The organism is Superficieibacter sp. 1612_C1, assembly GCF_015234305.1.
In the GTDB taxonomy this organism is placed as follows: domain Bacteria; phylum Pseudomonadota; class Gammaproteobacteria; order Enterobacterales; family Enterobacteriaceae; genus Superficieibacter.
The window spans coordinates 327,971-340,485 of the sequence record NZ_JADGMI010000002.1 but is presented as its reverse complement, the minus strand read 5'-3'; the positions used below and the strand labels follow the sequence as shown (position 1 = coordinate 340,485).

General features: G+C 52.7%; 10 protein-coding genes and 1 tRNA gene. 8 read left to right on the top strand and 3 right to left on the bottom strand.

Going from position 1 to position 12,515, the window contains the following annotated elements; translation table 11 throughout:
* Window positions 1-119 precede the first annotated feature (119 nt).
* A complete protein-coding gene (locus INT84_RS07860; protein WP_194206349.1) occupies window positions 120-1,880 on the top strand; it encodes a DEAD/DEAH box helicase in 1,761 nt (586 codons plus the stop codon).
* A gap of 124 nt (window positions 1,881-2,004) precedes the next feature.
* Window positions 2,005-2,289, top strand: coding sequence for a 50S ribosomal protein L25 (gene rplY, locus INT84_RS07855; protein ID WP_194206348.1), 285 nt, complete (start codon window positions 2,005-2,007; stop codon window positions 2,287-2,289).
* A 57-nt stretch (window positions 2,290-2,346) separates the two neighbouring features.
* Here the strand turns inward: rplY and yejK are convergent, their stop codons facing one another.
* Entirely contained in the window at window positions 2,347-3,354 is a 1,008-nt protein-coding gene (gene yejK / locus INT84_RS07850; RefSeq protein WP_176919012.1) for a nucleoid-associated protein YejK, read from the bottom strand.
* Between the two features lie 134 nt (window positions 3,355-3,488).
* On the opposite strand from yejK, the gene INT84_RS07845 reads away from it, so the two are divergent.
* The 5 genes from INT84_RS07845 (at window position 3,489) to INT84_RS07825 (ending at window position 7,836) form a co-directional block, all read left to right on the top strand.
* Window positions 3,489-3,716, top strand: a complete 228-nt coding sequence (locus tag INT84_RS07845; protein ID WP_176919011.1) for a YejL family protein — start codon at window positions 3,489-3,491, stop codon at window positions 3,714-3,716.
* Window positions 3,717-3,735: 19 nt separating this feature from the next.
* Window positions 3,736-5,496 carry an LPS biosynthesis-modulating metalloenzyme YejM gene (gene yejM, locus INT84_RS07840; RefSeq protein ID WP_194206347.1) on the top strand — a complete coding sequence of 587 codons (1,761 nt, stop codon included), beginning with the start codon at window positions 3,736-3,738 and terminating at the stop codon, window positions 5,494-5,496.
* 76 nt (window positions 5,497-5,572) lie between these two features.
* Window positions 5,573-5,649: transfer RNA gene (locus INT84_RS07835), tRNA-Pro, on the top strand.
* Between the two features lie 527 nt (window positions 5,650-6,176).
* Entirely contained in the window at window positions 6,177-7,253 is a 1,077-nt protein-coding gene (locus INT84_RS07830) for an acyltransferase (protein WP_194206346.1), read from the top strand.
* Between the two features lie 343 nt (window positions 7,254-7,596).
* Window positions 7,597-7,836: a DinI family protein gene (locus INT84_RS07825; protein ID WP_176917725.1), complete on the top strand. Its 240-nt coding sequence runs from the start codon at window positions 7,597-7,599 to the stop codon at window positions 7,834-7,836.
* Window positions 7,837-7,866: 30 nt separating this feature from the next.
* On the opposite strand, the gene mqo is transcribed toward INT84_RS07825, so the two are convergent.
* Window positions 7,867-9,507, bottom strand: coding sequence for a malate dehydrogenase (quinone) (mqo, locus tag INT84_RS07820; RefSeq protein ID WP_194206345.1), 1,641 nt, complete (start codon window positions 9,505-9,507; stop codon window positions 7,867-7,869).
* Window positions 9,508-9,782: 275 nt separating this feature from the next.
* Here mqo and INT84_RS07815 point away from each other — a divergent pair, with 275 nt between their 5' ends.
* Entirely contained in the window at window positions 9,783-11,030 is a 1,248-nt protein-coding gene (locus INT84_RS07815) for a SulP family inorganic anion transporter (protein ID WP_194206344.1), read from the top strand.
* Here INT84_RS07815 and mgtE read toward each other — a convergent pair.
* The gene (gene mgtE, locus INT84_RS07810) at window positions 10,993-12,429 is read right to left on the bottom strand and encodes a magnesium transporter (RefSeq protein WP_194206343.1); all 1,437 of its coding nucleotides are present in this window, start codon (window positions 12,427-12,429) and stop codon (window positions 10,993-10,995) included. The genes INT84_RS07815 and mgtE overlap by 38 nt on opposite strands.
* Window positions 12,430-12,515: the final 86 nt, after the last annotated feature.

Sequence of the window (12,515 nt, the reverse complement as noted above, 5' to 3'; positions counted from 1 at the left end):
TTATGCCTGGAGTCGGACAACGTTGTCCGAAAAAAGAAGCGGTTCTGCACCTCACAGTATAGCGGCCTGTGACTGCCGCTCAAGGGAAAAAGCACCGCGGCATACTATTTAAGATGAATATGACCTTTACTCTTCGCCCTTATCAACGGGAAGCGGTGGATGCCACCCTCGCCCATTTTCGCCAGCATCAGGAACCGGCCGTTATCGTCCTGCCAACCGGGGCCGGAAAGAGCCTGGTCATTGCCGAACTGGCAAGGGTGGCGCGTGGGCGCGTGCTGGTGCTGGCGCACGTCAAAGAGCTGGTCGAGCAAAACCACGCCAAATACCTGGCGCTGGGGCTGGAGGCGGATATTTTCGCGGCGGGTCTGAAGCGTAAAGAGAGCCACGGCAAAGTGGTTTTCGGTAGCGTGCAGTCGGTGGCGCGCAATCTTGAGGCGTTTCAGGGCGAGTTTTCCCTGCTGATCGTCGATGAATGCCACCGGATCAGCGACGACACGGACAGCCAGTATCAGCAAATTCTGGCGCATTTATCCGCCGCCAACCCCCGTCTGCGGCTGCTGGGGTTGACCGCAACGCCCTTTCGCCTCGGCAAAGGCTGGATTTATCGTTTTCACTATCACGGCATGGTGCGCGGCGATGAAAAGGCGCTATTTCGCGACTGTATTTATGAACTGCCGCTGCGCTACATGATTAAACATGGCTACCTGACGCCACCGGAGCGGCTGGATATGCCGGTAGTCCAGTACGATTTCAGCCGCCTTCAGGCGCAGAGCAACGGCTTGTTTAGCGAGGCGGATCTTAACCGCGAGCTGAAAAAACAGCAGCGCGTGACGCCGCATATTATCAGCCAGATAATCGAGTTCGCCCAGACGCGCAAAGGCGTGATGATTTTTGCCGCTACCGTCGAGCACGCGCGGGAAATTGTCGGTCTGCTGCCTGCCAGCGAGGCGGCGCTTATTACCGGTGAAACGCCGGGCGCACAGCGAGACGAATTAATTAGCGCCTTTAAAGCTCAGCAGTTTCGTTATCTGGTCAACGTGTCGGTACTGACGACCGGATTCGACGCGCCGCACGTCGATTTGATTGCCATTTTGCGCCCCACAGAGTCCGTCAGCCTGTATCAGCAAATTGTTGGTCGCGGTTTGCGCCTGTCGCCGGGCAAAACCGATTGCCTGATCCTCGACTATGCGGGCAATCCCCACGATCTCTACGCCCCGGAAGTGGGAGCGCCGAAAGGCAAAAGCGATAACGTCCCGGTGCAGGTGTTTTGTCCTGCCTGCGGTTTTGCCAATACCTTCTGGGGAAAAACCACCGCCGACGGCACGCTGATTGAGCACTTTGGCCGCCGCTGTCAGGGCTGGTTTGAAGATGATGAAGGGCATCGCGAGCAGTGCGATTACCGCTTTCGTTTCAAAAACTGCCCGCAGTGTAACGCGGAGAATGATATCGCCGCCCGCCGCTGTCGCGAGTGCGATACGGTACTGGTCGATCCCGATGACATGCTGAAGGCGGCGCTGAAGTTAAAAGATGCGCTGGTGTTGCGCTGCGGCGGCATGACCCTGCAACACGGTGCCGATGAGAAAGGTGAATGGCTGAAAATCACCTATTACGACGAGGATGGAGCCGACGTCAGCGAGCGGTTTCGTCTGCAAACGCCTGCGCAGCGAACCGCGTTTGAACAGCTGTTTATTCGCCCGCATACGCGCACACCCGGCGTGCCGCTGCGCTGGATTACCGCCGCTGATATCGTGGCTCAACAGCCGTTTTTGCGCCATCCCGATTTTGTGGTCGCCCGTAAGAAGGGTCAGTACTGGCAGGTGCGCGAAAAACTGTTTGATTACGCCGGACGCTACCGCCGCGCCAATGAATTACGCGGTTAGGCGCGCTTTTCATTGCTGTTACGGCCGTACGGGTATAGAATACCGCCCGCTTTTGCACACGCAAAGCAGAACGCTTACCTGTTACTGGGTCGCCTGTAGCAGGATTTATTGAAGAGAGAAATTAATGTCTACTATCAACGCAGAAGTACGTAAAGAGCAGGGTAAGGGTGCGAGCCGCCGCCTGCGCGCAGCTAACAAGTTCCCGGCTATCGTTTACGGTGGAACTGAAGCTCCGATCGCTATCGAACTGGATCACGACAAAGTGATGAACCTGCAAGCTAAAGCTGAATTCTACAGCGAAGTGCAGACTCTGGTTATCGATGGCAAAGAAGTAAACGTGAAAGTTCAGGCTGTACAGCGTCATCCGTACAAACCGAAACTGTCTCACATCGACTTCGTTCGCGCGTAATCGCTGACAAGTTAAAGAAGAACCCCGCTCCGGCGGGGTTTTTTTATGCGCTAAATCTTACTTACCGCCGGAAGTGCGACGCTGAAGCTGATCGCGCAGATTCGGTGGCGTACCTTTAATAGTCAGCGTATCGGTGGCCGGATCCCAGAAAATGCGCTCGCCAAGCAGCAAGGCGTCAAAGTTGATGGTTAATCCACCACCGCTGCCGGCGTATTTAGTTAATTGACGCAGGGTGCTGCGGTCGGCCGGAAAACTCTCCTCCAGCTCATAACCTTTCTCGGCGGTAAACTCGCTGAAACTCACCTCACTGACGCTGGAAAGCTCTTTCGACAGCGATTCAAGGGCAATCTCTTCCCCCGCCTGAAGCTGCTCGCTACAGTAATCGTACACCTGCTGGCGCACAGTCTGGCGTTCTGATTTATCGAGCTGGGCCTCGGCGGTAAAGTCGTCGACCGCCTGCAACAGGCCACGGTTTTGCGCTTTAGCATTCAGCCCTTCGCTGGCACCGAGGAAATCCATAAAGAAATCGGCGACCTTGCGCCCTACCCGTCCTTTGAGGAACGTCAGATAACGCGTGGACTCCGGGTTGGTTTCCCACTCGGTCAAATCAATACGGGCAACGATATCCGCATGGTTAATATCCAGATAGTGAATAGAACTGATATCCAGATTTTCGTTCACGCGCATGCTGCTTAAGTTGTTCAGTACCGCCACCAACAGATACTCCACCGCCAGATAACGGTAGTGGCAGAACAGGACAACACCGCCGTCAGCAAACGGATATTTCGCCAGCTCATCGCGCAGTCGCCCGGTTGCCGCCCGGCTGAAGGCCAGGAAGTCTTCTTCGCCCTGACGTTGCAGACGCAGCGCCTGCGCCAGCTCGCTCTCTTCGCTAAACAGACCGTAAGCTTTGTTTTTGGCGCTATAAACCCGGTGCAGCTCGGCCATCATCTCTTCGACGGGGGCCGTTGGCTCCAGCAATGAATCGCGCAGCACCAGTTCCAGGCTTTGTTCATCACGCTTGATTAACTGATGCAGGGCAATCTGGTTGATATCCAGACTCATGGTAAACTCTCCTTTTGGACCAAACGGTAATCAACCACCGTTGGTGGCCTCACAGTGTAAGGTGAAAAAAAGGGGAAAAAAAGCTGTTGCTACGGTAATATGTTGCCCTTTCATGAACAGACTGATTTTGATTTATGCCACAACACTCCCGCTATAGTGATGAACACGTTGAACAACTGCTGAGCGAGCTGGTCAATGTATTAGAAAAACACAAAACCCCCACCGATCTTTCATTGATGGTGCTGGGGAACATGGTGACGAATCTGATTAATACCAGCATCGCACCGGCTCAGCGTCAGGCTATCGCCCGTTCTTTTGCCCAGGCGCTGCAATCCTCGGTAAGCGACGAACAGGCGCACTAAGGAAAACGAACGACTGCATATGGTGACTCATCGTCAGCGCTACCGTGAAAAAGTCTCCCAGATGGTTAGCTGGGGGCACTGGTTTGCTTTGTTCAACATTCTGTTGGCAACGGCGATCGGTAGCCGCTATCTTTTTGTTGCCGACTGGCCGACAACACTGCCGGGACGCGTTTACTCGTACCTGAGTATTGTCGGGCATTTCAGCTTTCTGGTGTTCGCCACCTATCTGCTGATTCTGTTCCCGCTCACCTTTTTCGTGATGTCGCAGCGGCTGATGCGGTTTATTTCCGCCATTCTTGCCACCTGCGGGATGACGCTTCTGCTGATTGATAGCGAAGTATTTACCCGCTTCCACCTGCATCTTAACCGCATCGTCTGGGAACTGGTGTTTAATCCCGACCAGAATGAAACCGCGCGCGACTGGCAATTAATGTTTATCAGCGTGCCGGTCATTTTGCTTATTGAGATGCTGTTTGCCACCTGGAGCTGGCAAAAGTTGCGCAGCCTGACGCGCCGTCGTCGCTACGCAAGGCCGGTGGTGGCGCTGTTCTTTGTCGCCTTTATCGCCTCGCACAGCATTTATATCTGGGCTGACGCCAATTTCTATCGTCCGATTACCATGCAGCGCGCTAACCTGCCGCTCTCCTATCCGATGACCGCTCGCCGTTTCCTCGAAAAACATGGCCTGCTGGATGCGCAGGATTATCAGCGCCGGCTAATCGAGCAAGGCGATCCGGAGGCGGTCTCCGTGCAGTATCCGCTGAGCGATCTGCACTACCGCGATATGGGTACCGGCCAGAACGTGCTGCTGATTACCGTTGATGGTCTGAACTATTCCCGTTATGAACAACAGATGCCGGGGCTGGCCAGCTTCGCTCAGCAGAATATCAACTTTACCCAGCATATGAGTTCGGGTAACAGCACCGACAACGGCATTTTCGGTCTGTTTTACGGTATTTCCCCGGGCTATATGGATGGCGTGCTGTCGTCGCGCATTCCTGCTGCGCTGGTGACGGCGCTGAATCAGCAGGGCTATCAACTGGGGCTGTTCTCCTCCGACGGCTTTAGTAGCCCGCTTTACCGTCAGGCGCTGCTCTCTGACTTCTCCCTGCCGCCTGCCCGGACGCAGTCCGATGCGCAAACGGCGAACCAGTGGATTAACTGGCTCGATCGCTACGCGCAGGAAGATAACCGCTGGTTCTCGTGGATTGCCCTTAATGGTACCAACGTTGATGAGAGCAATCAGCAAGCCTTTACCCGCCGCTACACGCGTGCAGCGGCGGATGTGGATGCGCAGATTTCCCGCGTGCTGGACGCGCTGAAAGCCTCTGGCAAGCTGGATAACACGGTAGTGATCATCACCGCAGGTCACGGGGTGCCGCTGGATAAACAGCGCGAGGAATTTGACTGGTCTCGTGCCCGGCTTCAGGTTCCGCTGGTCATTCACTGGCCGGGAACGCCCGCGCAGCGCATTAACACCCTCACCGATCATAAAGACGTGATGGCGACCCTGATGCAGCGGCTGCTACGGGTCACAACGCCTGCCAATGAATATTCCCAGGGCCAGGACCTGTTCAGCGTTACCCGGCGCTATAACTGGGTGACGGCGGCCAGCGGCAATACGCTGGCCATCACCACGCCACAGGAAACCGTGGTGCTGGGGCATAATGGCGATTACAAAACCTGGAATGCCCACGGCGACAAAATACGCGATCGCAAACCGCAGATGAGTTTACTGCTCCAGGTTCTGACGGATGAAAAACGGTTTGTCGCTAACTGATTGATTAATTATAAATCAGTCAGCAGATCGGTGGCTTGCAATCGCCGGGGAAAGAGGTACTATTAGGCCCACAAATCGGCACGTAGCGCAGCCTGGTAGCGCACCGTCATGGGGTGTCGGGGGTCGGAGGTTCAAATCCTCTCGTGCCGACCAAAAATCCCAAGAAAACCAACCGCAAGGTTGGTTTTTTTATGCCTGTCATTTTCTGGCTTTAAACAATACTTTCAACAGTCATAACGATCCTCACTTTTTTCTCTGTTAGTACATGATGCATCCCGCTGTTATCAAGCAGCTCTCATTCTTTGAGTCATGGTCAGCGCTTTTCTAATCAACTTTGTGAACCCGTTTCTGCCTGGATAGCATATATCTACTTTCGGGGGCATAGCTACCTTGATAACTGCCTGGCTGAAAAAGCAAATCGATAGTGAGGCCATAATGATGATAGCCTGTCGACAATAAGGAAATCCTGTAAGGATATACTTATATAAGTACAGTGCATAATAAATTATATATTCTTAAACACATTAGTTTTGATGCATCTCAAATGAAGAAAAACTCAAAAGCATTATATTTATAAAATGTACATATCTATCATCTAATAGTTAAGCGACTAACATTTCTGACTATATTTTTTCACAAAATAATTGTTATGTGACATTTAGAAGGAACTATTTTTACACATGAAGAACAAAATATTATCAATACATCACCTACGCGGAATAGCGGCCCTTATGGTGATATTCTTCCATTTCAACGGATATATAAATAATGTGTACGCTCAAAAAAATCTTGGCGAAATCTTGTTCGAATCAGGAGCCTTTGGCGTTGATCTGTTCTTCATGATAAGTGGATTTATTATTGCTCTGTCAACTCGCAATATTATGTCAGAGATAATTTTTATTATCCGCCGTTTTTTTAGAATCTATCCTACCTTCATAATCGTTTTTATTTTTGGCACGCTAACCGTATACAGGTTCCAGCCTTCTGAAAATATTCTCAGAGGGATGTTCTTTATTCACAGAGACTACTCGTTGCTCTCGCCAGGATTTGGCTATAATGTTCTTGGCCCAGCATGGACTTTAACCTATGAGATATACTTTTACTTTATATTTATGCTGGCGATGTTTTTTACTCATAGATATAGAACCGTTTTAGCATCAATCTTTTTGTTAATACCAGTGATCATTTTACAGATATATTTCAATGGTGAATTATCTATATCAGGAGGTGCCGCCGCACATGTACCAGCGGATAACCCGGCTTTCGGTATGTTAAGATTTATTTCATCACCTGTTATTGCCGAATTTGTCGTCGGAATGATATTTTATGAGTTATTTAGAAGGTTTCAGTTTACTATCAAAAAAGAAATAGCCACTTTTATATTTTTTGTCTGTACTGGACTTTTCATCTCATTTTATTTTAGTCGCAATCTAACGGGTTTCGGTCTTGACCGGGCTGGACTCATATCTGCGATCTTGCTATTTGGATTTTTGACCTATGATAAAAGCGTTGGATTTAAAGAAAACAAATTACTAAATTTTCTTGGCGACATATCGTTCTCAATCTATATATTACATTATGTATTTATAAATATGCTAGATTTCTATCACCCTGAATTTTGCGCACAAATAATAGGTTGGGGGAGATTCTTTATGATGACAACGATCACCATGGCAACTGGAACGCTATTACACTTTTATGTTGAAAAACCCTTTATATCGATTGGTAAAAAGATTGAAAAAAAATTAGCAAAGTAGGTGAAAACAAATAACTATTGCGCAACAAAACTCCGCCGTAAAGCGGAGTTTTGAGGGCCTGATATTATGGCGATTAATTTTGCTATCAAAAACAATTCCTCTCTTACCATAATCTGATCGTGCATATCTGTAGCGAAACCACCCACCATCATCGTGGCCGGGAGGCAGGTATTAACAAGTTGCCTCTCGCGCGGGGCTAACGTCACTACCCGCTGCCCGACGACTATGTCAGGATAAGTTGATCTGTCACCGACAACGCACAAAAAGCCCACGAAAGCGCTGTACTTTCCCGTCGCGGCTGGTAAATTGCTGTACATAAAAACAGTGTTCCAAAGGCGGTAAAATGTTTGTAGAACTGGTTTACGATAAACGTAACGTGGCTGGCCTTCCCAATGCACGGGAAATTATCCTTGAAGAACTGACGCGTCGCGTACATCGCATCTTTCCTGAGGCCGATGTGCGGGTAAAACCGATGCAGGCCAACGGGCTGAACAGCGACGCCAGTAAAAGCGATCGGGAAAAACTGAACCGTATGCTGGAAGAAATGTTCGATGAGGCCGATATGTGGCTGGTGGCCGAGTAAGCGTGGCCTTCGCCGCGTTTACCCGGTGGATTACAGCGCGATATCGGCAACCGGTTCAATACTCACCGGCTGCGGCTTACTCTGCGGCTGCGGCACGGCATCCGGCTGGCGCGGCGGTGCGTAGTCCAGCTCCAGCACGTCGCTGGTCCATGCCATCATCTCCTGCGTGGCAGCCGGACGACCGTCCAGAGGCATTCCGTAGCCAGGCACAATCTGTTTCAGCCTGGCCTGCCATTCCGGCGATGCCATTTGCTGCGCGAAAACCTTCTCCATCAGGTGCAGCATAATCGGCGCGGCGGTTGACGCGCCGGGCGATGCGCCCAGCAGCGCCGCCACGGTGCCTTCGTCGTCACACACCACCTCGGTCCCAAGCCGCAATACCCCGCCCTTTTGCGCATCGCGTTTAATAATTTGCACCCGCTGCCCGGCCTGCCATAACCGCCAGTCCGCTTTTTCAGCCTGCGGATAATACGCGCGTAATGCCGCAAAACGATCCTCGTCCTTTTGCAGGACCTGACCGACCAGGTATTTCACCAGCGCAAAATTATCCAGCCCGACATTGACCATCGGCAGCAGATTAGAGGCGTTGGTTGAGCTGAGGAGATCCCAGAGAGAGCCGTTTTTCAGAAAACGGGTCGAGAAGGTAGCGAAGGGTCCGAACAGCACTACTCGTTTGCCGTCAATGATGCGGGTATCGATATGGGGAACCGACATCGGCGGCGCACCGGTAGAAGCCTGACCATACACTTTCGCCAGGTGATGCCGGGCGATCTCCGGGTTCTCGCAGACCAGAAACTGACCGCCTACCGGGAAACCGGCGTAGTCGTTCGCCTGCGGAATGCGCGTTTTTTGCAGTAATTTTAGTGCCGCACCGCCCGCACCAATAAATATGAATTTGGCCCGGATCAGACGGCTGGCTTTCGGGTTATCGGTATCCGATACCCGCACCGTCCAGCTTTTATCCGCGTTGCGTTTAAAGCCGCGTACCTGAGTATTCAGCTGCAACGCGAAGTTATCCCGCTTTTGCAGCGCCGCGATAAACTGACGGGTAATTTCGCCATAATTGACATCGGTGCCATTGTCGGTACGCGTTGCTGCGATCTTTTGTTGCGGATCGCGCCCTTCCATCACCAGCGGTGCCCACTCTCTGATTTGTTGATGATCTTCCGAGTAGCGCATCTCGCGGAACAGCGTACTTTGCTGTAGCGCCCTGTAACGTGCACGCAGGAAATTAACATGCTCTTCACCCCAGACGAAACTGATATGGGGCACGCTGTTGATAAAGCTGCGCGGCTGGTGCAATACGCCGCGTTCGACCTGATGCGCCCAGAACTGACGGGATAGCTGGAAGGCTTCATTGATTTCGACCGCTTTTTCAATGCTGACCGAGCCGTCCGAATGTTGTGGCGTATAGTTCAGTTCCATCAGTGCCGAGTGGCCGGTACCGGCATTATTCCAGCCGTTAGAGCTCTCCTGAGCAACACCGTCCATGCGCTCGACCATGGTAATAGACCACGCTGGCTCCAGCTCCTGAAGAAAGGTGCCGAGAGTCGCGCTCATGATGCCACCGCCGATTAACAACACATCGGTGACATGTTCACGGCGATGCGTGTCAGCACGGACACCCAACTCCCTTGCCCCGGAACGGGGGATGGCGGTATTTCTTTTCATCGTAGTAATTGCCTTACGGAACTTACGTTCTGACAGATACAGGTGAAACGATTCGGGTTTTCCACGTTATCACCGCCGTCTGAAAAATTAAATATTGTTTAAACTTTAAATTTAGTTTTATGGCGAGTTATAAAAATGTTTAATAATTGATGCATGCAAACGATAAAAAGTGCTGGTCGCGCCGTATGCCAGCCGTTACTATTCCCCGTTTTGTGATTTTCCGCACGGACGCCTGATAATCGTTATGGAAGCCCTCTTATTGCCTGCGGATCTGTATGTCTGAAACTCAATCGTCTTTATCGCCCGCCCGTCAGGGTGCTATTGCCAGCGTAATACGCTCGCCGTCGCTGCTGCTGCGCGAATCACTGGCCGGGGTGATCACTGCGCTGGCGCTGATCCCGGAAGTCATCTCTTTCTCCGTCATTGCCGGAGTTGACCCGAAAGTGAGCCTGATCGCTTCAGTCGTATTATGCCTGGCGATGTCGGTGCTCGGCGGGCGTCCGGCCATGGTTACTGCCGCCGCAGGTTCCGTGGCATTAGTGATCGGGCCAATGGTTCACCAGCACGGCGTGGCCTATATTCTGCCCGCCGTGGTGCTGGCAGGGATCATTCAAATCATTTTTGGTCTGAGCGGTATGGCACGCCTGATGCGTTTTATTCCGCAGGCGGTGATGACCGGCTTTGTAAACGCGCTGGGGATTTTGATTTTCTTCGCCCAGGTGCCGCACTTCTGGAGCCGAAGCCCGCTGGTGATCGGTCTGTTTGTGCTGACGCTGTTAATTGTGCTGTGGGTGCCGCGTTTTACGAAAAGCATCCCCTCCCCGCTCATTGCCATTGTGCTGTTGACGATTTTCACCATCACTACCGGTCAGTTGATGCCTACAGTCGGCGATGAAGGATCGATGGGCGGCGGGATGCCGGGCTTTAGCGACCTGCTGGTGCCGCTGGATCTTCATACGTTGAGCATCATCTGGCCGTGCGCGCTGAGTATCGCTTTCGTGGGATTAATGGAGTCCCTGCTGACCGCAAAACTGGTAGACGATCTGACCGCGACCGCCTCGAATAAACATCGGGAAAGCACCGGCCTCGGCATCGCCAACATTCTGGCGGGCTTTTACGGCGGCATCGCCGGTTGTGCGATGATTGGACAAACCATTGTTAACGTGGAGATGGGCCGCGCCCGCAGCCGCATTTCTACTCTGGCGGCCGGGCTGGTACTTCTGCTCCTGGTCACGGCCTTAAGTGAAGTAATGGCGAAAATCCCGATGGCCGTGCTGGCGGGGATTATGGTTATCGTGGCGGTAAAAACCTTTAGCTGGCACAGCATCCGGCCCACCGCGCTGAAAAGTACGCCGTGGCCGGAGACCGTGGTGATGATGATTACCGTTGCCGCGACGGTAACAACGGGGAATCTGGCGATTGGCGTACTGGCAGGCGTAATAACCATGACCATCGTACCGCACCGTATTAAGCGAAAATATCGGCTTAAAGCAGAAAAATCGTCGCCAGACCAAGAAAAATAAAGAAGCCACCCGTGTCGGTAATGGCGGTGATCATCACGCTTGAGCCGACCGCCGGGTCATGCCCCAGCTTAATCATCACCATGGGAATAATCACGCCCATCAACGCCGCCACCAGTAAATTAAGCACCATCGCCAGCATCATCACGCCGCCGAGGGCGGGATCGCCGTATAGCGCCCAGGTGACGCCGCCCATAATGCCGCCCCACACCAGGCCGTTAATCAGCGCCACGCCCATTTCGCGCAGGATCAGGAAGGAAAAGTTGCCCGGCTGAATATATTGCAGGGCCAGCGCCCGCACGATCATCGTGATGGTCTGGTTGCCGGTGTTGCCGCCGATGCCAGCGACAATCGGCATCAGTGAGGCCAGCGCCACCAGCTTTGAAATAGTATGCTCGAAGCCGTCAATCACCCGCGAAGCGATAAACGCAGTACAAAGATTCACCGCCAGCCACGCCCAGCGCGTTTTGACCGCTTTGTGTACCGGGGCAAAAATGTCTTCGTCGCTGCTCAGCCCGCTCATCTGGCGCAAATCGTTATCGGTCTCCCGGTATACGACATCAACAATTTCATCGATGGTAATACGCCCCATCAGCTTGCCGTCGGGATTGACCAGCGCGGCGCTGATCAGGTTATCACGCTCAAAAGTTCGCGCCGCTTTTTCCGCATTCTCTTCAGGATGAAAAGCCAGGATATCGCGCTCCATCACGTCGCCGACGTTCAGACTGGCAGGCGAGATAAGGATCGTTTTAAGCTCCAGCTCGCCCAACAGCGTGTTATCCCTGTCAGTGACAAACAACTTATCGGTGTTTTCCGGCATCTTACCCAGCCGCCGCAGATAACGCTGCACCGTACCCAGCGTCACCTCCGGGCGCACGGTAATGACTTCAAACTCCATGATCGCGCCGACGCTACCGGGATCGTAGTTCATCACCTGACGTACACGCGCCCGCTCCGCCGGCGACAGCGTCGCCAGCAGACGGCCCGTCAGATTGCGTGGCAGATGCTGAACGATATAAATCTGCTCATCGATATCAAGCGTATTCATGGCTTCCAGCAACGCCCTGTCGCTCATCTGATCGATGAGATCGCCCCAGACGTTTTCGGACGCCTCAAGCAGGACCTGTCCACGCTTGTCATCGCCAATCAGTAGCCACAGCGCGCGACGCTCTTCCGCAGGCAGGGCTTCCAGCGTATCGGCAAGATCGGCCGGTTTCAGGTGTTCAACCAGTACGCCGACCTCGGCCATTTGATTTTCCAGCGCGCCGCTGTCGTACTGCTCAACCAGAGTCAATTTGTTCAGCAGCGAGGAGGTAATGGCTTTATCAGTCGTGAGCAGCCAGATCAGGCGCGCACGCTCTTCATCGCGCAATCGGGCGCTGTTATTTGTCGAGACGGACATTGGTGGATCCTTGGGTCATTTTATTACGCCAGGCAGGGTGGCTGGCGCATTAAGCATAGCGTGGAGTTGGAAATTAATGATAAACG